Annotated in this window: 18 protein-coding genes; 6 read left to right on the top strand and 12 right to left on the bottom strand. The window is 43.2% G+C overall.

Features of this window, described 5'->3' with window-relative positions:
* The first annotated feature begins 125 nt into the window (after positions 1 to 125).
* The 3 genes from NAF19_RS08115 to NAF19_RS08105 all read left to right on the top strand — a co-directional run bounded on the left by NAF19_RS08115 (position 126) and on the right by NAF19_RS08105 (position 2665).
* Complete coding sequence (locus NAF19_RS08115) at positions 126 to 362, top strand: hypothetical protein (protein ID WP_252789385.1); 237 nt, start codon at positions 126 to 128, stop codon at positions 360 to 362.
* 317 nt (positions 363 to 679) lie between these two features.
* Positions 680 to 1144, top strand: coding sequence for a hypothetical protein (locus tag NAF19_RS08110; protein WP_252789384.1), 465 nt, complete (start codon positions 680 to 682; stop codon positions 1142 to 1144).
* Between the two features lie 72 nt (positions 1145 to 1216).
* Positions 1217 to 2665, top strand: a complete 1449-nt coding sequence (locus NAF19_RS08105; RefSeq protein WP_252789382.1) for a hypothetical protein — start codon at positions 1217 to 1219, stop codon at positions 2663 to 2665.
* Positions 2666 to 2828: 163 nt separating this feature from the next.
* On the opposite strand, the gene NAF19_RS08100 is transcribed toward NAF19_RS08105, so the two are convergent.
* From NAF19_RS08100 to NAF19_RS08065, 8 genes are all read right to left on the bottom strand, one after another.
* On the bottom strand, positions 2829 to 3587 hold the full coding sequence (locus NAF19_RS08100) for a tetratricopeptide repeat protein (RefSeq protein WP_252789381.1): 759 nt from the start codon (positions 3585 to 3587) through the stop codon (positions 2829 to 2831).
* Between the two features lie 4 nt (positions 3588 to 3591).
* Positions 3592 to 5409: a BatD family protein gene (locus tag NAF19_RS08095; RefSeq protein ID WP_252789379.1), complete on the bottom strand. Its 1818-nt coding sequence runs from the start codon at positions 5407 to 5409 to the stop codon at positions 3592 to 3594.
* A 73-nt stretch (positions 5410 to 5482) separates the two neighbouring features.
* Positions 5483 to 6253, bottom strand: a complete 771-nt coding sequence (locus NAF19_RS08090; protein ID WP_252789376.1) for a tetratricopeptide repeat protein — start codon at positions 6251 to 6253, stop codon at positions 5483 to 5485.
* Positions 6250 to 7290, bottom strand: a complete 1041-nt coding sequence (locus NAF19_RS08085) for a vWA domain-containing protein (protein WP_252789374.1) — start codon at positions 7288 to 7290, stop codon at positions 6250 to 6252. The genes NAF19_RS08090 and NAF19_RS08085 overlap by 4 nt, the downstream gene beginning before the upstream one ends.
* A gap of 3 nt (positions 7291 to 7293) precedes the next feature.
* Positions 7294 to 8292 carry a vWA domain-containing protein gene (locus NAF19_RS08080; protein ID WP_252789373.1) on the bottom strand — a complete coding sequence of 333 codons (999 nt, stop codon included), beginning with the start codon at positions 8290 to 8292 and terminating at the stop codon, positions 7294 to 7296.
* The gene (locus NAF19_RS08075) at positions 8285 to 9259 is read right to left on the bottom strand and encodes a BatD family protein (RefSeq protein ID WP_252789371.1); all 975 of its coding nucleotides are present in this window, start codon (positions 9257 to 9259) and stop codon (positions 8285 to 8287) included. The genes NAF19_RS08080 and NAF19_RS08075 overlap by 8 nt, the downstream gene beginning before the upstream one ends.
* Positions 9259 to 10140: a DUF58 domain-containing protein gene (locus NAF19_RS08070; protein WP_252789369.1), complete on the bottom strand. Its 882-nt coding sequence runs from the start codon at positions 10138 to 10140 to the stop codon at positions 9259 to 9261. Before NAF19_RS08070 ends, NAF19_RS08075 begins: the two co-directional genes overlap by 1 nt.
* A 137-nt stretch (positions 10141 to 10277) precedes the next feature.
* Positions 10278 to 11333, bottom strand: coding sequence for an AAA family ATPase (locus tag NAF19_RS08065; RefSeq protein ID WP_252789368.1), 1056 nt, complete (start codon positions 11331 to 11333; stop codon positions 10278 to 10280).
* 117 nt (positions 11334 to 11450) lie between these two features.
* Between NAF19_RS08065 and NAF19_RS08060 the strand changes: the two genes are divergently transcribed.
* Positions 11451 to 11720 (top strand): hypothetical protein, encoded by a 270-nt coding sequence (locus NAF19_RS08060; RefSeq protein WP_252789366.1) that lies wholly within the window; start codon positions 11451 to 11453, stop codon positions 11718 to 11720.
* Positions 11721 to 12455: 735 nt separating this feature from the next.
* Here NAF19_RS08060 and ppk1 read toward each other — a convergent pair.
* Complete coding sequence (gene ppk1, locus NAF19_RS08055; protein ID WP_252789364.1) at positions 12456 to 14483, bottom strand: polyphosphate kinase 1; 2028 nt, start codon at positions 14481 to 14483, stop codon at positions 12456 to 12458.
* Complete coding sequence (locus tag NAF19_RS08050) at positions 14484 to 15776, bottom strand: Pycsar system effector family protein (protein WP_252789362.1); 1293 nt, start codon at positions 15774 to 15776, stop codon at positions 14484 to 14486.
* A gap of 432 nt (positions 15777 to 16208) precedes the next feature.
* Between NAF19_RS08050 and NAF19_RS08045 the strand changes: the two genes are divergently transcribed.
* Positions 16209 to 18596: a GAF domain-containing protein gene (locus tag NAF19_RS08045; RefSeq protein ID WP_252789360.1), complete on the top strand. Its 2388-nt coding sequence runs from the start codon at positions 16209 to 16211 to the stop codon at positions 18594 to 18596.
* A gap of 24 nt (positions 18597 to 18620) precedes the next feature.
* Here NAF19_RS08045 and NAF19_RS08040 read toward each other — a convergent pair whose 3' ends face one another.
* Together NAF19_RS08040 and NAF19_RS08035 are read right to left on the bottom strand one after the other, a co-directional pair.
* Complete coding sequence (locus NAF19_RS08040; RefSeq protein WP_252789358.1) at positions 18621 to 21233, bottom strand: BamA/TamA family outer membrane protein; 2613 nt, start codon at positions 21231 to 21233, stop codon at positions 18621 to 18623.
* 450 nt (positions 21234 to 21683) lie between these two features.
* On the bottom strand, positions 21684 to 23510 hold the full coding sequence (locus tag NAF19_RS08035) for a M61 family metallopeptidase (protein ID WP_252789356.1): 1827 nt from the start codon (positions 23508 to 23510) through the stop codon (positions 21684 to 21686).
* A 259-nt stretch (positions 23511 to 23769) separates the two neighbouring features.
* Here NAF19_RS08035 and NAF19_RS08030 point away from each other — a divergent pair, with 259 nt between their 5' ends.
* Complete coding sequence (locus NAF19_RS08030; RefSeq protein ID WP_252789354.1) at positions 23770 to 25356, top strand: flavin monoamine oxidase family protein; 1587 nt, start codon at positions 23770 to 23772, stop codon at positions 25354 to 25356.
* Positions 25357 to 25367: the final 11 nt, after the last annotated feature.

Genomic DNA, 25367 nt, shown 5'->3' with positions numbered 1-25367 from the left:
GAAGAGAACCAAGAGTCAAGAATCAAGAGCCAAGACGTAAGAATTATTTTCGTTTGTTGTTCATCCTTGTCCATTCCCCTCCACCTCACTTTCTATCTTGACTCCTGGCTCTTGATTCTTGATTCTTGGCTCAATTTTATTCTCGCCCATGGTTTAGTGTTTGCAAAGCCTGCTCGGGCGATGAAAGCTGGGCTGAGGAAATTACCACGCAGGCATCATCACGGGCCGCAGTTGAAATGAGGAACACCTGCTACAGAACTAACCAACTCGAAGAGCTAAAACAAATAAGCATACCTGTGTTGCTGTTGCACGGCGACAAAAACGCCAGTTGCCCGAGTTTTTACGGCAAACGAGGACCTTGAAAACAAGTTTTGGGGCGAATAAAATACCAGCCTAAACAATTCTAAAGCAGCAAACGGCCGCAGCAAATTAATTTTGTTGCGCCCGCTTTTTTTAGTAGGAAATACGAAACTTATTTATCTATATTTGGTGATAGTTAACCACTACTACCTAACCTTTACACAATTAGAAAAACAACAATAGCCATAATTTATTTTTTTATTTAAATATAAACTGTCGCCGGTATTTACAATTTCCGGAGCGGCTTTATTATAAAATATAAAACAACCCGGGGTGCCGAAAACGGGATCAAAGAGTAGGCAAAAAAACAAACCTTATCATGCAAAACGTAAATCCACTAACCCTGTATGTGCCTATCCTGCAAACTGCCAGCGCACAGGAAACAGCCCAAAACATGTACCAGTACTTTAACAATCCTACCACCAAGGCAAATCTTGATGCCATGGCGATAGTTCATTACGCCCGGATAGCGCTGGTGCCTAACACCAATGCCGCTGGAATTTTAGGGGTATTGGTAATAACAGAATTTGATGGCAACATGAACTCGTACCTGCAAGCCTTTTGGGATGAACCGGGTGGCGGCGTTAAAACGGCATTTATTACCCTGGCTACAATAGCCCTTAATCCACCCGCCGGGTTTAATCCCGATGACCCGTCAACCATTACTTATACAATTTTCTCAAACTTTATACTGGCTAATAATTTAAGCGAACCAGCCGATCTTTATTATGCCTACCCTCAATCGGTTGAGCAAATAACCGAAGCATTTCCGCCTAATTCATAATACCCATCCATAAAAAGTAGAAGGGCCGGGTTTTACCCGGCTCTTTTTTAACCTCCTAAAACCTTATCCATCATGCAATATTCCGAATCAACAACGCCGCCAACACAGCCAGATCTTGCCGATATCCAGGGGCTCATCATTCGCGGTTACACCCACCCCTGCTCGGTACACATGCTGTACCAGTTCAGTTCAGCACCGGCCGACCTGCCCAATATCAGCAGCTTTTTTAAGGCACTAATGCCGTACCTCAGAAACGCAGAAGACTGGGGCGCAGTTAAGCCCGAAATAATGCTAAACATTGGCCTTACTGCCGGGGGCATTACTATAGTACGGCCCGACCTCAATATTACAGCCTTCCCTTTTACTTTTTACACGGGGCCCTGGAGCAGCAAAGCCGCCCAACAGTCGCTGATGGACTACGGGGCCGGAGCTCCTAACATGTGGTGGAACCAAAAATTTGCAAATACGGCTATCCATTGCGTGGTACATGCCTACGCAATGAATCCTGATGCGCAGACAAATATTACCGACATAATAACAGCGGCTGCAAATGGCAGCAATGGCGCAGTCACAGAACTGCTGCCATTAAACAGCCCAACCGGTCGCCTGGAGCAATACCCCATGATTCCGTCGGATTACATCCATTTTCGCTACCGGGATTCGATAGATGAGCCTGACCTGGATGATAATCCTACAGGTACTGACCAGGCCGACCTTAACAATTTTTTAATTGGATACAGCCAGCTGCCTGCGCCTATACCCGGGCCAATTACAGGCCCCGAAGGCGTTTTCGCTAATAATGGCTGTTACAATGCCTTCCGGGTGCTTTACCAGGATGTTGCAACATTCGACGGCTTTTTGGAAACGGAGGCCGAAAGGGTGGCCCCGATCATAGGCAAACCAAAAGATTATACGGTTGAATGGCTGGCCGCCAAATTGAACGGCCGCTGGCGCAACGGTTCACCGTTAGTTTTGTCGCCGGATGAACCGCAGCACAGCACCTCAAAGGCCACTGAATTTGGTTACAAAGCTACCGATATGCAGGGATTAAAATGCCCGTTTTCGGCACATACCAGGGTAGCTAACCCGCGCGATGAGGGTGTTAAAGTGGCAGGTTCTACAATTGTTCCCCGTATAATAAGGCGTGGCGTAGCTTACGGCGCCCCCCTGCATGAGTACAATGCCAGCGATGATCGTGGCCTGATCGGCTTATTTCTTTGCGGCGATATCAACGCCCAATTTGAAACGCTTTATGGCTGGATAAATATGAATAATTTTAGCCCGGTTTACCCGAAATCGCCAACACCGCAGGATGGGTTGATAGCCAACCGGCCGACAAGCCCGGTACCGAGCAATATGAACCCCGCGTTTACCATTCCAATGGCAGATGGTACACCGGTGGTTGTGCCCGACCCTGCAAGCGCCAATCCGGGCTTGCCGCAATTTGTTGTTACCAGGGGGACAGCCTATTTTCTGCTTCCGTCTATTTCGGCATTAAAAGGGATTGCCGGGGTGAGTTAGTTGAGGAACTATGCTTTTGTTTCACTATTGCTTTTGCCGGGGCTGACCAAAAAGTTGGCTCCGGCAAATAAATACAAAATGGAACAAATTGAAAATCAATACGTTTCACAGCGTTCCAGGTGTTCCATGTAGAAAAATGGAACGCACTGCTACCAAAACACTGCTATATTTCCCGGGCGTCCCCGCTTTTGATCCAACCCTCGCTCCCGTTTGCCAACTTAATTTTCAGCCAGCCGTTGTTATCGTCCAACACGTTAACTTTTGTGCCGTCGTGGATAACAAACAGGGCACCAGCCTTTTCAACCGGACCACTTTTTACCGTAACTGATGGGCTAAACACAATAGCCTCGCGGTGCCCGTTAAAATAATTCACCTGCATAACCGCTATAAAAACCGCGAATATACCAAAGATGAAGAATAACATCGCCCCGTAAAAGGAAGCCTTTTTGATGCTGACAGATGTGGTAAAAAAATAAAGTATTAATATCCCCGATGCCAGCAATATCAGCAAAACGCTGAGCCAGCCAAGCGCATTGGCCGAGATACCAAGGATAAATCCGCGCCACCATTTGGTAACGAAAAACTCCGGGGCCTCATCAATTTTATCGGTGGTTTTAAGGTTGGCAAATTTTATGTTAAAATTGATATCGTCATCACCCGGTGAGAGTTTGTGCGCCTTTTCATAATAAAGCAGGGCTGACGGAACGTCGCCATTTTTGTAGCTGGCGTTGCCCATATTAAAATATAAAGCAGCTGATTGGTAGCCGGCGTCAATTATCTTTTGATAGGCCTTAACCGCCTCCTGGTATTGGCCTTTGGCGTAACTGGCGTTTGCGCTCGCAAAAAGTGCCTGCACATTCTCGGCCCCAAAACAAACCGACGGGATAACAAATGCAATGAAAATGTATAATGCCTTCTTCATCGTGTTAAATCTTATTTTCAATATCACCTATAATGCCTTTTGCCTTTTCAAACACCTCCTGTTTTGAGATATGCGTTACCGGGGCAAACCGGGCCATTTCGCATAGATCTAACGTCTCCAGCACGCGGTTAACCAGTGGTTCATCATTTATTCTCGCAGATAAAGCCGAAGCGATGGTTGCCCTATCAAGGTTTGCATAAGGGATATTCAGTTTATCGCTTAGATAGCCATACAGCCCTTTAAAGGTGTCCTCGTAAAATGCCGATGTGTTATTGGCCTGTAATTGTTTTTGTGCATTGGCCAGGTGTTTGGCGGCAAGCTTGGCTGCACGCCTGTTTTTAACGCCAACAATATCGCTATTGAGCCTCAACATACGGTTACGGTAATTAAATGCGCCGATACAAGCAATAGGCCCCAGCGCTAGCAAAACATAAAACACAGCCGAACCAAAAAATCCGTCGCCGGGCTGGCTCAAGGTTGTGTCACCTGTTTTAATATACCTGATATCTTTACCCAGCATTTTAAGGTCTTGCTTGTCGGCGCCGGCCAGCGCGGTTACATTGCTTTCGGCAACGCCCTTATTAACTTTAATTTTAAACCCTTTTGCGGTTAGCGTTACGTAACGGTTATTTGCCGGGTTAAAATAAGAGAATTTTAAGGGGTCTATATTGTAGTCACCCTGGTGCCGTGGTATCAGCAGGTAGTTATAAATACGGCTGCCGGTAACGCCGGTAATAAGCTCTTTGGTGGTGTCCGAAATTTTGGGATCGTACTTCTCAAAATCAGCCGGAAAGTTGGTGTTTACTGTTTTAAGCAGCTTGATATTACCTGCACCGGTAACTTTCACCCGGTAATTTAACGGTTCATTAGCCTTTAATTCAGTTTTATCAATTGACGACTCTATGCTGAACGTGCCGACCGCCCCGGTAAAACTATCGGGTTTGCCGGCATCGGGCAAAGGTTTTACATGGATGACCACCGGCGTACTTTTGGCCTTATATTTTACCTGCTGGAACGAGCCACCAAAAAACTGGTCCATTATATCGTTGGAATGTACAGGCTGGCGTACCAAAAACGTCATTTCAAATGGGTCAATTGTAATATTCCCCGAATGTTCGGGGAACAAGATAGTTTGCTTGATATCAGCAGTATTATATTTTAACCCTTTTAAAGTTTCCACTTTCCACTGCACCTGCTGCTGTTGCTGCGGGTTTTTAATATCCTCGTTCCAAAAACCGGTTAAATCAGGCACCTTGTCAAGGCGGCTATCATCAATCCCGATACGGGTGTACAGCCTGAAACTAACAGTAAGCTGCTGGCCCTGGTAAACATTGTCTTTATCAACCACCGCCTTTAAGAATATCTGTTTCGATAACGCGCCGGAGTTGCCCATGGGCACCTGCGGCTCGCCGCCTGTACTTTGCTGACCAGCCTGTTGTTGCACTGGCTGCCCCTTAACAACCTTTATTTTTATTGCGCTGCTGGTGAGGGTTTTGCCATTCACTACAATGAAGGCAGGGCCAATGGTAAAATCACCAATCTTTGCACCCATTAAAATATAGCTGTAGGAACTGCTAACCGTAGTGCGCCCGTTTATCGATTCCATACTTGAAGACACGTTCGGCCCCGACAATACCTGGAACGAGCTAAACGCCGGCGGATTAAACCCCTCAGCATTACCATTTACCGAAAAATCAACCTGGAACTGCTCGCCAGTGCCCACAGTAGTTTTGCTGGCCGTAGCAGTAAACTTCACCTCCTGGGCGAAGGTAACACCTTCCCAAAACAGTAATAAGGTTAATATGTAGTACTTTAGTTTCATTTATTTTGTATAGAGATCAGAGACCGAAGATTAGAGATTAGTTAAGGCTTTTTTTCTAACCTCTAATCACTAATTACCAATCCTTCTCGATATGCGTTTTTACCCCTTTCAGCTTTTTGTTCTTCAACTTGTCCTGGGTTTGTTTTTCGTCGTTATTCAGGGCATCAAGCATTCGTTCGGCATCTTCTTTCGATAGCTTGTTGGGCTGCTGTTGCTGGTCCTTATTATCCTTTTTATCCTGGCCGTTCTTATTCTCGTCCTTTTTATCGTCTTTCTTGTCCTGGTTCTTATCCTGGTTTTTGTTGTCTTTATTTTTATCGTCCTTCTTGTCGTCTTTTTTATCCTGGTTTTTGTTATCCTTTTGGTTTTTGTTGTTCTTTTTATCCTTATTGTCCTTGTTATCCTTATCCTGTTTCTGCTGTTGTTTCAGTTTTTCCTGTGCGTAGGCAAGGTTATAGCGGGTTTCGTCATCCTTCGGATTGTTAATTAATGCCTTTTTGTAGGCATCAATACTTTCCTCCAGCTTTTTATTTTCCAAAAGCGAATTCCCCAGGTTATGATAAGCCTTAGCGGCAATAGCTTTATTACCCGATGTGCTGCCCAGCTGGTTAAATTGCTGGCCCGCCTCGTCGAACTTTTTCTGTTTGTACAAAGCGTCACCAAGGTTAAAATCGCCCTCGGTATTTTTCTTTTTCTGTATCGATTTTCGGTAATTAGCCTCCGCCTCGGTATATTTCTTTTCCTCGTAAAGCTTATTACCGTCTTTTACCAGGCTCTTTTCCTGCTGCGCAAAAAGTAAACCACCTGGCAATAAAAATAATATGATGATAATTAACTGTTTCATGTTTTTTTTACCTCAAATAGCTTCAAATTGCTCAAGCGTTGGCTCTTCCTGTTCGATATAAAAAATTCAATAATCAATAGCACAAAAGCCAGCGCCAGGAAGATCTGGAACCTGTCTTCAAAGTCCTTAAAACTTTTGGTATCTACGGTTTTCCGCTGAATTTTCTCAATCTGGCCCATCACAATTCCCAACCCGCTGTTGGCGTTAGTAGCCCGTACATAAGCGCCGTTACCGGCTGCGGCAATTTCTTTGCCCATAGTTTCGTCCAGCTTACTTACAACGGTTTTACCGGCGCTATCAGTATGAAAACCAACCTGCTTACCGTTTTGGTAAATAGGTATGGGCGCACCATCTGCCGAACCTACTCCTATAACGTGAACCGTAACATCTTTTTCGGTAGCAACTTTCGCTGCCGCCACGGCATCGTCTTCATGGTTTTCGCCATCGGTAATAATTATCATGGCTTTGCCTGTTCCATCTTTAAAATCAAACGATTTCACGCCCAATTCTATCGCCGAACCTATAGCAGTACCCTGAGTTGGCACCATATTGGTATTAATGGTATTTAAAAACAGCTTAGCCGCCGAGTAATCGGTGGTGACAGGCAATTGTACATAAGCTTCGCCGGCAAAAACAATGATACCGATACGGTCGCCATGCAGGTTGTCAATCAGTTGGGCAATGGCACGTTTGGCATTTTCCAGGCGGTTAGGCGCAAGATCCTGCGAAAGCATACTGTTTGATACGTCAAGCAATATCATTAAATCCGCGCCCTTGTGTTTCTCCTCTTCCATCTTCGAGCCTATCTGCGGATCGGCAGCGCCAATTACAAGGAAACCAAAGGCAATGGCAAACAAGATGAACTTTAGCCATGGACGCGAAAATGACACATCGGGTATCATCATGTTTACCACATTCCTGTCGCCCAATGATTTTACAGCTTTTACTTTCCACCTGCTTACTGCAATAAAAAGCAGGATGAAAACCGGGATCAATAATAATCCCCATAAATATTCTATATGTGCAAAACGTAGCATATTTTAAGTTAAGGCCCCCTTAAGCACTGTATTTTTCAAAACAAACTCCAACAATAAAAGCAGCAACGTAATTACCACAAGCGGTAAAAACATCTCCGTTTTTTTATGATACTGGGTAACATCAATTTTGGCTTTCTCCAGCTTGTCTATCTGTTCATAAATATTTTTCAGGGTACTGTTATTGGTAGCCCTGAAGTATTTACCGCCTGTTATGTCGGCAATTTTGCCAAGCGTAACCTCGTCAACATCAACCGGTACCCGCTGGTACTGTATCCCCATTGGTGTTTGCACCGGGTATGGCGCCATGCCCTTGGTGCCAAGGCCAACGGTATAAACCCTTATGTTAAACTGTTTGGCAATTTCGGCAGCGGTGATTGGCGGAATGGAGCCGGTATTATTTGAACCGTCAGTAAGCAAAATAACAACTTTACTTTTGGCATCGCTCTCCTTAAGCCGGTTAACGGCCGTGGCCAAACCCATACCTATGGCGGTACCATCATCGATCATTCCGTTTTTAATATCCTTAAACAGGTTTATCAAAACATCATGATCAATAGTAAGGGGGCACTGTGTAAAGCTCTCGCCGCTAAAGATTACCAATCCAATGCGGTCGTTGGGGCGATTTTTTATAAAATCGATGGCAATGTTTTTGCCGGCTTCCATCCTGTTTGGCTCAAAATCTTCAGCGAGCATACTGCCTGAAATATCTGATGCTATTACAATATCAATACCCTCGGTAGTGCTGTTTTGCCAGCTTAATGATGATTGCGGCCGGGCTAACGCTGCTATTAATGCTGCCAAAGCAAGGCTGCGCAGCACAATGCCAGAGTGCCGGAACATTGGTTTTAAACTTTTTTGGGGTAGCGAGAACCCTTTCACAGCGGATACGCTTAAATAACCATACAGTTTGCGTTCGCGCCATATGTACCAGGCTATAGTTACCGGGATAAGTAGCAACAGCCAGAAAAACCCCGGGTGGGCAAACTCAATTCCTTTAAACACCGGCACTCCCTCCTTCCGCCTGTTGAGGCATTGACGGCGCCTGTTGTGTCTTCAGCACAAAGGTTAGTGCGTTTTCCATGCTCAGTTCGTTATCAACCGGCAATGGTTTTTCCTTTGCGAATTTCACCAAATCTGCCAATATTAATACCTGGGTAAGTTTTATGCGATAATCATTGGCAATATCCATGTATTTTAACGCAGCAAATATTTCGTCGGTGGTGCGCTCGTGGGTTTTTATCACATAGCGTTTTTCAAGGTATTCGCGTAAAATATCGCTCAAGTCACTGTGATACTCTTTTATAGCGCCCTGCTGCCATAATTTTTTATCGCGTAGTTGCTGCAATTTATTTATGGCGATAGCATGCGGTGGAACATCAGGTTTAATTTCAACCACAGGTTTTTCAACTTTCGGCCGTTTGCGTAAATACCATATTAAATAAATACCCCCGGCTACTACGACCAAGCCAAGCACCACCCACACCCAATGGTCCTTCAGCCAGTCGAAAAACGTATAGGATACCGCCAGCGGTTGCTTGATATCATAAATAGCTTTAGTAGTATCAACCTGTACAGTTTGCACCATCAAAGTCAACTCATTGGTTTTTAGCACACCGGCTGAGGAGCCAATAGCATAAGAAGGTATAGTATAGCTCCCCTGGTCGAACGAGGTGAGGGTATACGTTTGGGTTACCGTGGCCAGGTTGTGATCGTTTTTGTCAAAAACCGTATCCAGCTTTATAATAACTATCTGCAGCTTGCCACCTATACTATCAATCAGTTTCGGAAAATTTACTTTTTCTTTTGCAGGCTGATGAACAACCAGGCGCAGATTGGTTTGGTCGCCAATGCGGATGGTTGGTTGGTCCAACTTAGCCTCGACAGTTATATTTTGCGCATGGGCCTTAAAACCGATACCCACTGTAAGCAATACTAAAACCAGGAAACTATAAAAACATCTATTCTTCATTACCTTTTCTTTCCCCGTTTTTTAAACAATGTCATTAAAGGTTTTACGTACGACTCGTGGGTACCTATATCCGTTGCATCTACTCCCGATTTGCTAAAAACATCGCGCAAGGCTGCGTTTCTTCGCAAGGCATCGGCTTTGTAAGCGGTGCGCACCTTTGGGTCGCCTGTGTTTATCCAGGTTATAACACCTGTTTCATCATCCTTAATAGGTATCAGCCCTAAATCCGGGAATTCTTCTTCATGTTTGTCGTATAGCCTAAGGGCTATAATGTCATGTTTTTTGTTCGCGATTTTCAGCTCGTTCTCAAAAGCCGGGCTCATAAAATCGCTCATGATAAATGCCGTACATTTCTTTTTTATCACACTTGTAAAATACCGCAATGCTTCGGCAACATTAGTTCCTTTGTTCTCCGGTGTAAAATCAATCAGCTCGCGTATAATCATCAAAATGTGGCTGCGGCCTTTTTTGGGCGGAATGAATTTCTCAATCTTATCGCTAAAAAATATCACGCCTACTTTGTCATTATTCTGAATAGCCGAAAATGCCAGCACCGCACACAACTCGGTAGCCAAATCCTGCTTTTGCTGGGCCTGTGTACCAAAGTTTTCTGACCCACTCACATCCATCAACAGCATTACAGTAAGTTCACGCTCCTCATCAAACACCTTTACGTAAGGATGATTAAAACGAGCGGTTACGTTCCAGTCGATGGTCCGGATCTCGTCGCCTACCTGGTACTCGCGTACTTCGCTAAAAGCCATACCACGCCCCTTAAAGGCAGAGTGGTATTCGCCCGAAAACAGGTGATTGCTCAGCCCGCGGGTTTTTATCTCTATCTTCCGTACTTTTTTTAACAGCTCTTTTGTGTCTCGCGCCATTTTTATTGAGATTCAAGAGCCAAGAGTCAAGAATCAAGACGGGAAAAATTTTCTTTATTCCTTTCCTGATACTTAGCCCCGACTCCCCATACTTTCTCTTGATCTTAAAATCTTGTCTCTTGATTCTTGACTCTATATCAAGGTACTTCTACCGAATTCAATATCCCGGTAATAATATCCTCCGATGTCATGCTTTCGGCTTCGGCTTCGTAGCTTAATCCTATCCTGTGCCTCAAAACATCGTGGCAAATTGCCCGCACATCCTCAGGTATCACATAGCCACGGCGCTTAATAAAGGCATAGGCCTTTGCAGCCAGGGCCAGGTTTATACTAGCTCTTGGAGATGCCCCAAAGCTGATCAGGTTTTTATAGTTAGCCAGTTTGTATTGGTCGGGGTACCGGGTCGCAAAAACAATATCAATAATATATTGCTCAATCTTCTCGTCCATATAGACCTCGCGCACCACTTTACGTGCCCTGATAATGTCTTCCGGCTTAACCACAGCGTTCGGCTTTAACATACCCTGGGGAGCAATATTGGAGCGGATAATACGCTTCTCTTCCTCCTTGTTAGGATATCCGATAACGACCTTAAGCATAAAGCGGTCAACCTGTGCTTCCGGTAATGGGTACGTTCCCTCCTGCTCAATCGGGTTTTGGGTAGCTAACACCAAAAACGGCGTTGGCAACGGGAAAGTGTTATCGCCAATGGTAACCTGGCGTTCCTGCATCGCTTCGAGCAATGCGCTTTGCACCTTTGCCGGCGCACGGTTTATCTCATCGGCCAATATAAAGTTCGAAAACAGCGGACCTTTGCGCACTATGAATTCTTCCTTTTTCTGGTTGTAGATCATGGTGCCCAGCAAATCGGCGGGCAACAAGTCGGGTGTAAACTGTATGCGGCTAAAATCGGCCTGTATCGCTTTTGATAGCGTATTTATAGCCAGCGTTTTTGCCAAACCGGGTACACCTTCCAAAAGGATGTGCCCATCGGCCAGTAAACCAATCAGTAAGCGGTCCACCATATATTTTTGGCCTACAATCACTTTATCCAACTCCATTTTCAGGATATCGATAAACGCGCTCTCTTTCTGAATCATTTCGTTCAGCGCCCTGATGTCCATCGAGTACGAAGTGTTACCTGTTACGGCATCAGTTGCGGTATGCCCTGTATTACTATTTATTTCTTCCATTAAATGATTATTATTTTTTGGTAGGCAAACTTAAACAGATACTGAATTTTTTGCCACTAAAATGTGGGAGATAAATGTTAAAATTTGTTAAAATTAGCATTATGGCTGTAATGGCCTATGCAAACATTGCTAAAAAGTAAAAATGGCACACTATTACAGCGTGCCATCATATCGAATATCAGCTTATCAACAAATTTGTGGAAAATATTATTCAAATACTTACCGGGAACGGTACCGGTTGTAAACAATATTTTGCAAAAGTATGGATTTTTATGCCGGGTATGTTTTATAAGCGAGGAAAAAAAATACCATATCGCCACTCGTTACCAGCAGTATGTGACCAAAATTTATGTAGGGGTATGTGTCGAAAGCAAGATAACCAAGTAACCCTAATCCAACAAAAGCAATTAACAAATAAACAAACCTAAATCTTGTGCTCATAAATAAATTTATAAAAAAATATCACCATCAGGCCGCTTTCTTCAGCGCGCCATTCTATTAAAACAATTACATTAAAACGATTAGGGAGCGTTTAACTAAACAATAATATACTAAAATCATACCAAGTTCATTTTATATTAACACTAGGTAAATATCAATGTTGCTGTAGCGGCTGTATAAATTTCTTAAATCTTCGTCGAAAGTGTTTTAAAACAACATTTGAATTTCGGATACCGAAATAATTGCCCCGTAATTAACATGCAAAAAGTTATCCACAATACTATAATTTGGTAGTCCGCGCTAAGTGCAACCTGGCTTTGCGCAATATTGCGGCTAATTATCCCCAAAATATTTCCCGGTTTTTAGCTTTTTACCAAACTATCACCCTTAAATAGTTTTACCGTTTTTTCAACAGCAAAACTCGGGTATATCGGGCGTGATAAAAATACCCCAAACAGGTGATATTTTACCCGTTGAACTGACCGGCCTGGCCGTAAATCTCTATTAGATTGTGCCGACTGTTTACTTAAATGCATTTTTTATCGGTGAGAATGCAAACCAGGCGATACTAATCGCTATGGATGATATACAAAACAGGCCATTGCCGTAAATGACCTCGCCAGAGTGTGGTTTATGAAAAAACTAAAAAACCGCGCGGGGAAGCCTGAAAGAGGAATTGTTTTAATTCCCTGATAACAACCTGTAGATCTCCCGCTGTGCCTGCATCTCCGGCTTATCTTTTGCTAACGGTACATTTTGTAATTCCTGATTTAGGGCAACTGCCTGCACATTATCCTGCAATTGCAGCGCGACGATTTTTATAATTTCCCGTTTTATGTCCTCGTCGTATACCGGGAAACACACCTCGATGCGGTGGTAAATATTCCTGTTCATCCAATCAGCTGAGCCTAAAAATACGTCAGGCTTACCTTCGTTGTTAAAAATAAATATTCGCCCATGCTCCAGGTAGCGGTCTACAATACGCCGGATGGTGATATTTTCGCTCATGCCTTTAACACCCGGCACCAGACAGCAAATGCTACGTACTATCATCTGAATTTTAACTCCCGCCTGCGATGCTTCATAAAGCTTATCTATCAGCACCCGCTCTTCCAGGTTATTCATTTTTAAAATGATGCTTGCAGGTTTGCCCGCTTTTGCGAACGCTATCTCTCTGTCAATAAGTTCAATAAATTTGGCTTGCAGGTTAAATTGTGCAACCAGCAAATGCTTAAATTCAACCAGGTTTTCGTCTGCCGGTTTTTTGCGCTTGCTTAAAAATATAAATACCAGTTCCATCTCGCGCAATAAATCGCGGTTGCAGGTAAACAACACATGGTCGGTGTAAAATTTAGCAGTCGCTTCGTTAAAATTACCCGTAGCCAGCAAACCCGAATAAACCAGGCGCCCGTTTCTCAGTGTTTTCACCACGGCTATTTTGGCATGTACTTTAAGCGCATTTACGCTGTAAACAATTTTAACCCCGGCATCCTTCATTTTTTTGGCCCATTTCAGGTTGTTGGCTTCATCGAACCGGGCTTTCAATTCAACCATCACTTGCACGTGCTTGCCGTTTTTTGCTGCACTGATCAATGCATTTACAATGCGCGAATTACTAGCCACCCGGTAAAGCGAAATATAGATTTCTTTAACATCGGGGTTTATCGCCGCTTCGTTAAAAAAACGCAGTACTGAGTGATAACTCTGGTAAGGTGTATGGATAATCATGTCCCTGCTATCGCTTGCAAGCTGGCTCAATCCCTTACGGTTTACCGGCTTCCAATCATCAAAAGATAGTTTAGAATTTTTAACAGGTAACCCAAAAAAATCCTTCAGATTGTGATACATTCCCCCTGCTGTGGCATTAGCGCTTTGCAGGTCGAGCCTGCGTGTTATCAGTTGAAGGGTGCGCAATGGGATATCGGCCTGGTGCAGAAATCGGGTTGCGAGGCCAAAGTCACGCTTTTTAAGCTGTTTATCAATTTCTTCCGAAAGGTCGCCCGGATATTCATCCATTAAATCCAGTTCGGCATCGCGGGTTATCTTAATGCTGTAGCAGCCATTTATTTTAGCTCCGGAAAATACCTTGTCGAGGTTATACCTTATGATGTCATCTAAAAAAGCAATATAGGTTGTTTCGTCAGCTTTAAGAGTAAAAAATCGCGGCAACTCATCAGAAGGAATGTTTAAAAAAAATATCTCTTCTTTTCGGGCGTCCGACAGTAAATTTACCACGAAATATAATTTGTTGTTCTCCGGGAAAAAGAAATGATCTTCATCTAATTTTACAGGCTGCAGAAACGCCAATACTTCCGACAAAAAATATTCTTTTACCGCATCCTTAACTACATCCGGAAATGGCTCGTTATAAAGCAGGTGTATATTTTCGTCCTTAAATGCCGGTATCAGCTGCTGCCGCAATATCTGCCCAAAGCGTTCCTGCTGGGCATTTATCAATTCCCTGGCTTGGTTTAAAATGCCACGTCGCTCATCGGCATCAATAGCATTAGTGTCCTTTTCGCCTATTTTTTGAAGCGCCCGTAAAACTGGCATGCGCACGCGGTAAAACTCATCGAGGTTTGAAGAGAATATACTCAAAAACCTTATGCGTTCCAAAAGTGGAACGCCAGGGTTGGCAGCCTCTTCCATCACCCTTTCGTTAAAATACAGCCAGCTTAAATCGCGGTTAAAATAACGCCGTTGTTCCATTTAGTTAGCTGGACTGGTGGGTAATTTGCCAAAAAAAGCAGCGGCTATAATAAATGCTATAACCGAAATTATAAGGCCAAACATAAAAATGTTGTATGCTATCCGCAATAAGCGATATTTACGACCCAAAACAACACCCTGGGCATACACATCCCTTATCAAACTGCCGTACAAAAAGTCTTTATCCAGCATCATTTTCTGCATGCCGTAGTTGTAATCATCAAGCGTAGCTTTATAAAAATTACCAAAGAACAACAGGTTAACCTTATGACTGTCGACATCGTCCCTGGTAAAAACGCCGGATGGTATAGATGGCCGGGTTGACAAGATAGAAAACGTCATGGCGAGTAAACTAACGGCCAGTAAAATAAAAGTTGGCACCACCAGGTATCCGTATTCGCTTAACCGGCGTAACAATAAGCTTAACACCGCCGAAAGGATAATTGAATTAACAGTAATCATAATATGTGCTTTATTGTCGGCCATATCACTTAACCGCTGGTGGTTGCTTGAACTGATCCTGAACATGGTTTCAATCCCTTTTTCGGGCTTGTCCTCGTCCTTAACTTTCTTTTTGCCGGTATCATGCTTATCATCGCCGGGCTTATGTGCCATGTTGTTATCTTCAACAATGGTAGTATCAAATTTCATTTCCTGTGGGGCACCTTTTTTTTCTTCCTTAGCCTGTTCATTTTCCTCCCTGGCCAGTCGTTTTTTTAGGTACTCCACGTTTTCTTCTTTGGTAGCATTCAGCAACAGCCTGCAAAAATCGGTGTGGTAGGTATGGCTTTCTAAAAACTTTATTGATTTTGCATACCATTGCTCCTTGCTTATTTCAACATGGTACAGCAACTGTATTTCCTTACGCAACAACTTGTCTTTGTCCTTAAACTCATCAGTACCGAGGTGAAACAAATCAGCATCGCAAACAATTTCTTCGAGTAAGGTATTGGGCGCCTGTGGCATCCTGGTTGCCATTATACAGTTTTCTATCAGGCCCACCAGTTTTGTGTCAACATGCTGTTCGGTAAAAAAATCAACTGCCAGGGCGGCACCTTTTTCTTCGTGGGTTGCAATATCAACCATATACCCAAGGTCATGAAACCAAACTGCTGCGGTTACTATGAAAAAGTCCTCATCACTTAGCTGGTAATGATTGGCGATTTTTATAGCAGCGGCAACAACATCCTCGGTATGGTTACGGTTATGGTAAAACAAGTTTGATGTATCGTGCGTTTTATAAAACGTTAGCACATAATCCTGTGCCTGTTCAAGTAGTACCTGGTAATTCATGATTTGCCGATAGTTTGTAGCGCAAATTAGCTTTTATTTGTGGTTGATTTAAATAATGGCAACTTGCTTAATGACGTAAAAATAAGTAATCCGTCTGCAAAAATGTGCCAAATACCCTATTGCATAGCTATATTTTTCAATAAAAACTTTGCGCTGACATTATTGATACAACTATTAATAAGTAAAATTTGTTTAAGTGATGTTCGCGCCTAATCATCTTTGCAGATGTGGCTGCGTGTGCAGTACAGGGCAAAGTATCGGCAGCGACACTTATGTTTATAAAAAAATAAAACTAAGTACCTCTCCGTTAAGTTATTTTAAACTGAAAGTGTATTTAATGTAATAAACCATTCGTCTGCACTTACCTAATTTTACGTTAGTTACTTAAAGGGCAAATTTTTGGTAAATTTGTTGTAATACTTAGTTAAGTTTATGTTATTCCCGCAATTCGCAGATAATCCGTTTCAAATTAATCTTTCGTTTCATAAAATAATTGAAAGGCTGGAGGAAACTGCGGCAAAAAAAAACGGAACAGAAACAAAAAAGGCTAAACTGCTTTTAAAAAAAATCAAACAGTTCCCCGAACTGAGAGAGGGTATAAAAAGCATTGACCAGATCAACAACAACGAAGCATTGATTGCTGAATTATTGACCGATTTATTTCCGCAAATACTTTCACTTAATGAAATAAAAGCAGTAAGCATCCCCTACCTCGGCCTTACTTTTAATTACACCGAGCGTTTTAAAAACATACTTAAGGCTGCCGGCACGCAGTTTGAATTTAACATCCGTGATTTTGATGAGCACCAGTTTTACATAATGAGCTGCTGCATTATCCTTAATGCATTTTACGGTACCCGCCTTGATTTTGGCAAGCCACTTTTTTACGATATACCAACAGCCGATGGAATAGTAAAGCACTACCGGATATTGTACAACGCCGACTTTTTAGAGATACTGCCCACTGAAAAAGCTAAAATGCTAAACAAAGATGAAATTGACCAGTTGATGGACAATTATGACGATTTGGGTTTGTGGAAAGAAAAATTTCCTCCAAACAGCTGGCAATTGAACGGCTTTGGCATAATGACGTTGTTTGACGCAACGGTAGAAAATGCAGTTTCAAGCTTAAAAGGCAATTTGCTGGCCGACGTTGATTCATCGGAATTACAGGGGAGCCTGGAAACCATATTCAGGTCGATATTTAAAATACCCGACCTACACATTGGCTTTACATCTTTTGATGCTGAAAACGATAGATTTATTCATACGTCATTCGGTCAAAAAGTTAAAAGCTATATGCTTGAAGGCAGGACCGATACCGACTGTCAGAAAATGTTGTTATCCAGCTCATATAAAACGCTGGTAAAAAAGCACAAAACACTGGCGGTTACCGATTTGCCAGAATTTGCTGCAGCCAATCCCGATAGTAAATTATCTCAGCATTTTACAGCACAGAATATTCGAAGCTTTATACTGGCCCCTATTGTTAAAAACGGAATGTTGTTGGGCGTATTGGAGCTTGTATCAAAACGTACGCGCGACCTTAACAGCGTTAATGCCAAAAAGCTGGAAATTGTAATGCCGTTTATAGTGGATACTATTTATCGCAAAGTAACCGATCTGCAAAACCAGGTACAGGCAGTTATCCAAAAAAACTACACGGTGCTGCACCCAAGTGTAAACTGGAAATTTAGGGATGAGGCCATGAAATACATCCGCAGTAAAAATGCAGGTAAGGATTATCACCCTAAAGAAATTGTGTTTCATGATGTGTACCCCTTGTATGGCCAGATTGATATTAAGGATTCATCAGTTACACGTAACCAGAGTGTCACCAACGATTTAATTAACCAGCTTAACGTATTAGTCTCGTTGTTTGAACAGCTGCAACAGAGCAACTGCGTTACCAATGCCGAACAACAACTTTTGGATTTAAAGTCCTTCATTGAAGACCTTTCTACCGGCATTAAGGCGGACAGCGAGCAGCAAATTGAGCATTACCTGGGAGAACATATCCACCCGTTATTAATAAAGAACAAAAAGCATACAAAAGTTATTGCCAGGCAGGTTAAAGACTATTTTAAACACACTGATAAATTAACCGGTGACTTTTATGCTAACCGCCATAATTATGAAACTACCCTGACGCTTATAAACGAAAAGCTGATTGATATTCTGGATAATCGGCAAGCCGAAGTACAGGCCTACTTTCCGCATTATTACGAACGGTTTAAAACAGATGGTGTTGAACATAATTTATACGTAGGCGATTCAATTGCTCCAACCCAACAGTTTAATGCCACCCATTTAGAACATTTGCGGCTTTGGCAGTTGCTGGTATTATGCGAAATGGCACTTGAACAATACCGGCTTAAAAAAACCTTGCCTTACCCGCTTGGGGTTACATCACTGGTGTTAATATTCAGCACCCCGATATCAATCCGCTTCCGGATGGATGAAAAACATTTCGATATTGACGGAGCCTATAACATTCGATACGAGGTTATAAAAAAACGCATCGATAAGGCCTACATCAAAGGCACCAGGGAGCGGATAACCCAGCAGAATAAAATAACCATCATTTTCTCAAAAGTTGAAGAAGAGCTGGATTACATGAAATATGTAAACCTGCTACAGGACAAAGGCATACTTGCCTCCAAAATTGAGGAGTTTGAGGTGGAAGACTTGCAGGGCGTTTCGGGCTTAAAGGCCATAAGAGTTGCAGTATTGCACAACCAGAACAGACCAATTGAAGTGACTTTTAATTACGAAGAGTTGTATAAACAGTTAAACCTAGCCGCAATTGAAACCTCTTAACGCAACAATCAAATTCGTCCTGACTTAAAATCTAAACCCCGCCGAAATATACGGGTAAGTTCCATCCTTTGAAAAGCCGACTACTGCCTGCACTAAAATCAATTGCGCAGGGATAAGATAGAACCCGCCACCATAGCCATCGTGCCACTGGCCTGATGATTCGCCGGGCGTCCAAACACGTCCCACATCGTTAAAACCAACAAGGCCAAAGGTACCAGGTAATATGTACGATGTATAATCGAACAATTTCAGGCGCACTTCAAAATTATCGTAGGCCATGCTTTTGCCGGTAAAGCGGCCGCTATAAAATCCACGCAAGTTTTGTATGCCGCCTAACTGTAATTGCTGATAATATGAAGCGTTGCCAATAGTGGTGCCGCCGCCAATGCGATTTGCTATCACAAAAACAGAGTCTTTATCCGGGTTTAAAAAGAAACTAAAATCTGTCGTCACCTGTCCGTAGCTGTGTGCGCCCTCGTTAAGTCCCTTTAATCCGCTAACGGTTGTATTCCATAGAATTCCGTTATGCGGTATTATGCCTTTGTCGCGGGTATCAAGCTTAAGCCCGGCAATGAAGCCCAGATTGCTTTCGGTTTTAAATACTTTTTGATTGGGATAAAGTATGTTGTAATCATTTAAAAAACGATTATGGTTACTTTCCTCATCCCCATTGTAGTATTGTGCTATAACGCCGCCGCTAACAGTCCAATTGTCATAAACATGCCGCACCCTTACATCGGCGTTTAAAAAATTATAAACGTTGCGGTAATATTCGCGCTTTTTATCGCCAGCGTTAACAAACTGTGTTTCGTTGCCAAGGCCAAAAAAGTAACTCTGGTAGTTAGGCCCTTTTGAAAGTATATTAATTACCAAATCACTCTTTCCGAAAACCTGTTTAAACTCGCCATTATAATTTAATAATAACGAATTTGCACCAAAGCCATAGTTAACCATCAGGCTTTGCCTGAAAGCATAAGGGTCTTTCCTGAAACCTTGTTTCTGGTAAATAAAATCGGTCATTAACTGAAGCCCGTAGTCGCTGTTGTAGCTGCCTAATATCAGTGGCTGTAAAAAATTGTATTTAAAATCTTTCCTGTCGAACTTATTTACACCCGTATCAGTCGAAGTACGCATGTGTGCCTGAGAGCTCAAAGGCAAAGTATTCTTTTCGTCGGTTCTGTCATATACATACCTGTTGCCCTTACCGCTGATATCCTTATCGAAAGTAAATGTGTCATTGTCGTCGCCACCAACCATCCGTACCGTAACTGAAGAGTGATGATCGCCATGCACCAAAAAAACATCTTCGCCACCAAGGCCATAAAGCCTTATTTCGCTGGTCTCTGCTGGGTCAAACGTCCGCTGGTAAATTATCTGCCCCGCTTCGCCGCTCTTTTTTATTTTGTTAACCTTAACGGCAACTTTACCATCTTCCTGGTTGGTAATGTCAAACTGCTCGCGCTTATCTGACGCTGGAATTTCAACTGTTTGTGATATAAACCTGTAATATTTTAAAGCCTGCTGCATCAATACATTGCGCCTGGCTATTAGCTTTTGAGTGAGTTCGGCACCGCAGAGCCGGTAAATATTCGGCGGCATTTTTTTCATCGCCTCGTTTATGAGCTGGTCATTCAACTTATCCTGTACGTATTTTACCTGCGTTTCCCAATCCTGCTCGCTTAGCCCGTTTAAAAAATAACGGTCAACATTACGCCCGTTCAAATTCCAGCGGTTTATAGCTCGTATATGGTCGTTAAAACTTTGAAATTTCGACATCAGCAAATGCCTCGAAACAAACCAAGGTATAGCGCCTGTTGTGCCGTAAAAAACCTGGTCGCGGTCGCGGGGCACGGGCTCATATACGGTGCCACCATTGTTATCTTCTTTCTTTTCCCAGCGCCATTGGTCTTCATGACGGTCCCAGTCGCCCAGTAAAAAATCAAGTAATCGGGCCCTTAAAAACAAGCTTTGATCAACGCGGGTGTTATTATCTTCATGGAGTTTTTTTTGGACCTTACCTGTATTGTCAGTCTTTTCCGCATCCAGTGGTTCACGCTCCTCGAACAAAAAAACCTGGTTGGCAAAGTCTTGTTGATACTTGCCAAATGCAGGGTCATCGGGCACATAAACAATCTGTGGGCTGGCATGCGGCACGCCGAGGGCTTCAGCCAACGGCGGAACTACCAGTGCCGAAAACGGGTGCTCGGCCGATATCTGGTCCTGCACAATGTCTTTTGCGATAGTTGCCCTAAGGTTAGGAGGCAATACTTTTTCGGGATATTTTTGAATGGTGCGCAAAACCCATTCCTGACCGGCGGCATCTTTAAGGCGCAACGATTTGGTTTGCATACCGCCGCCACGCTGTTCAATAGTAAGCCCGCCTTTCTCCCGTGTTAAATGAAATATCTTGATATTAATCAGTTCGGCCCACAATTTCCGGTAGCTTTCTCCTAATAGGAAACGGTGAAAACCGCTAACACTATCGTATCCGGGTTGAACGGCTACTTTAATGCTGTCATTTTTTATCTGCGCCTGCGAAAATCCGTCAAAACTTATCGTGACGAGCAATGCTGCGCGCAAGCATTTCTTTAATATTCGCCATTTGTCACCATTAAATGGTATCAGCATAAAGTTCATGGGTAGATGTTACTTTTTTACTTGTAACCGGTAACAAAATAAGCAAAAACGGCTATCAGTTTAGCATAATTATTAAAATATGTGGGTAATTATGCGTTTTACGCTGTTAAATATCCCAGTCATCCGCAGTGCCCTTCTCGGGAACGGCAAATAAATAACCGATTACGGTGATGCAGGCAAACAATACTATCCTTGTGAAAATATAAATAAAATGTTCCATAGCTAAAAAATTTTGATCGTTGTTTAATTACAAAGACGATTGACGGAGACAATAATGCTACCAAAATTTTAAATAGTTCATTATCAATACCTTAAAATATAAATACTAATTTTATTGTAACGACATTTCGTTAATTGCTACCAATTATCACGAAAATTCATCGGGATATAATAAAAACGCCCAGCCCGCAAATAAGCGGACCAGGCGTTTTTAAACGTAATATTTCAGGCTTAATGTCCGCCTTCAAAAATGCCTTTGTAAATGGCATTTTGTAATTCGTCAGGATTGTCCATTGGTTTTATTTCAAAACTACGCGACATTTCTGTTTCGAGCGTGATTTTTATTTGCTCAACTTTTCCTTTTTTCTCTATCTCCATGGTTACCGCATCACCAGCTTTTTTATTTGTTGATAAAGCCTGCAATGCAGCCAGGGTAGCCGGTTGCCCGTCGATGCTGATTATCTTACTTTTAACCCGTACACCGCTTTCCCATGCCGGTGATTTATACTCAACCGCCGTTACAAACAACGAATCCTTTTGCGTTTTAGCGGTAATGCCGTTCCAGGCGCCCGGCTGCTTTTTCCAGGCGTCATCGATATCAAGCCCGGCATAGGCAAAATATAGATGGTAGTTAATTTCTTTTACGGTTGATGCGTACTCAAACAGTTCATCCAGTTTAATACCGGCGGTTTCATCGCACGCCTGCCTGAATTCCTGCGGAGTGAAGCCGCGTTTAAGCTTTTTAAAGTAGCTATAATAAAGTTTGCGCATTACATCATCTAGGCTTTTGGCATTTTTGGTTTCGTGCCTTATTTTTAAATCAAGCATCAAACCCAGCACAGGGCCCTTATCGTAATAGGATATAGTTTTGTTAAACTCGTCGGCAACCCTCCCGTTCGGCCCGTCGCTCCAGGTTTCAAGGCTAGCCTGCGTGGCTGATTGAAACAGGTGGCCCGGCTTTTTCTCGTAATTAAGCAGGTTGGCGCGCAACTGACCAAGCATTTCCAGGCCATTGGTAATACCTGCCCTGTTAATCAGGATATACTCGTAATAAACCGTAAACCCTTCAGACACCCAGAGCATTTCGGTTTTGCTGCCCTTCTCATAATCAAACGGACCAAGCTCGATGGGGCGGATACGCTTTACGTTAAACGTATGGAAGTACTCGTGTGCCAAAAAGCTGTACAGCCGCATTTTACCTGCCTGTTTATCTAAGCCATTGCCGGTAAAAGCAACGGAGGCTGAAGTAAGGTGCTCAATACCGCCACCGCCGGGGCCTGTACCTAAAAACACGTAATGTTTATATGGTATTTCTCCAATGATGCCCAAACCCACTTCGATAATTTTTTTCATATCGTCCATAAATCCCTGCTTATCAGCAATTCCCATTTTATAGCCGATAAAATCGTGAGGGATACCTTCTACCGTGAACCCTGGCAATTTCTCCAGTTTCCCCATTAATATTGGCGCATCGTACAACACATCAAAATCAGGCGCCTTAAATTGGGTCGAATCGCTGCCTGCAAGGTCGAGGCCGGTGGCGATCCTTGTCCACCCGGGGTATTGTTGGACGTTAACCGTTACCGGCTGCAAAATATTTTTATCGCCGTACATAAAAATACCGGCTGGCGAAAGGTAGGCATGCGCCGTGTCAACATAATTGCCGCCCACAAAATTGCGGATAGCCTCCACATCATATTTAAGCTTTATAACTTTATTACCGGATACGGCTACCTTCCAGGTGTTTTGGTCGGGATGCTTAAAGTCGATAGCCTTGCCGCTTTCATCGGTGGCAATAAAATCGGATACGCTTTTGCCGAAATTCATGAACTGGTAATACCCGGTGGTCCAGGTTGGCATTTTGAAGGCCACTGTATCAGGCAGCTTGCCGGTAAGTTCCAGGCTAACGTGCAACTTTTTGGTAGCAGGCTCAACCGACATGCTGTAATGCCATTTTTGCCCCGGTTGCTGGGCCGAAGCTGCACTTATTAAAGCTATCGCAAGTAAAGTTGTTATGAAAGCCTTTTTCAAGTTGATGAATGGGTAATAGTTAATCATAAATTGTGGATTTAAACCAATATACAGGTTAATTAACAAACAGGAATTGTTGTAAGGTTAAAATTACAAAACGCAGTGTGACAAATTATAACTGAATTCTATCTTACTATCACTAAAAATTACCTCTGCTATTAAATAGCATTTAAAAAATGGCCAAATAATAATTTACAAAGGCAAATTTTATCAACAAAATTGGCGCTTTGTTAAAAATAACATAAATTTAAGGCTATAATAACAGCCAGAACTATCGCTATTTGATGTGGAAACAATTACCAGGAGAAATTTTTTAAGTAAGGGCGCAATGCTGGCGGGGGGCGCTTATCCTGCAATGCTGGCTTTAGGCATGCTAAAGGCCGCGCCTGCACATGCATTTAACTTAACGGGGAGCGGTAACGGCAAAAAAATTATCATTTTAGGCGGCGGTCTTGCCGGGATGACCTGCGCTTACGAGCTTAACAAACTAGGATACAACTGCACCATACTGGAGGCCCGCGAGCGCGCCGGCGGCCGATGTTGGAGCGTACGCAATGGCAGCACCAATACCGAAACAGACAAACCAACACTCACCGCCCGCTTTGACGATGGCCAGTACTTTAACGCCGGCCCCTCACGCATACCACATAATCACCAGCTTACCCTGCATTATTGCAAAGAATTTGGTATCCCTTTACAGGTCTATAATAATGTAAACGAAAGTTCCTACTACTTCGCCGAAGGTAAAGGCCCCCTATCCAACAAAAAAATCCGCGTTCGCGAGGTGCATAATGACATACGCGGGTATATGAGCGAATTACTTGCCAAAAGTATTGACCATAGCAGTTTAGATACTGGTTTAACTAAAGAAGATTCAGAAAAGGTTATTGAATATTTAATGGCCGAAGGTGGGCTCGACCCGGATAAACTGTACAAAGCATCAGCAAGGCGTGGTTATATTGAATCGCCGGGTGCCGGCGACAAGCCGGGTAAAATTGCCGACCCGCATAAACTCGCAGCCATGATACAATCCGGCCTGCTTGATCCGGATTTTTATAATGTGGCCGAATATACCTACGAGTTGCAAATGACGATGTTTCAGGCCATTGGCGGCATGGACCAGATTGCTAAGGCGTTGGAAAAAAAGGTGGCTCAAAGTTTAAAGCTTGGCGCCGAGGTGACCAATATTACCAATATCGACAATGGTGTAAAAGTGACTTATAGAGATGCGCAGGGCGAACATGTTTTACAGGGCGATATTTGCATTTGCACACTGCCTTTGCCTGTGCTGAGCAATGTAAATAATAATTTCTCGGGCGATGTGAGCCGCGCGATAGACTACATCAGCTACATGCAAACCGGCAAGATAGGCCTACAGTTTAAACGCCGGTTTTGGGAAGAAGACGATCACATTTACGGCGGCATTACCCATACCAATAACGATTTAACGCAGATTTTTTACCCGTCATACGATTATCTCGGTAAAAAAGGGATATTGCTGGGTTACTATAATTTCAATGAAAAGGCACAGCGCACCGGCGAATTAAGCTACGCTGACCGTGAAAAACTAGCGCTGGAAAAAGGAAGGCTGGTGCACCCGCAATATGATGCAGAATTTGAAAGCTCGTTTTCGGTAAGCTGGCATAAAACCAAATACAATTTAGGCGGATGGGCGGTTTACAGCAACGAAACCCGTAAAAACCAATACCCGATATTATTAAAGCCTGATAAGCAGGTTTATTTTGCCGGCGAGCACTTAACCTATTTAAACGCGTGGATGGCCGGTGCGTTTGAATCGGCGCGGAGTGTGGTTACCGACATACATGCGCGCGTGACCGACCAAAGGGTAACATACCCCGGCACAAACAAATAAATAATAAACTG

Source organism: Mucilaginibacter flavidus (assembly GCF_024055575.1).
GTDB classification, from domain to species: domain Bacteria; phylum Bacteroidota; class Bacteroidia; order Sphingobacteriales; family Sphingobacteriaceae; genus Mucilaginibacter; species Mucilaginibacter flavidus.
This window is presented reverse-complemented; position numbering and strand designations above follow the sequence as displayed.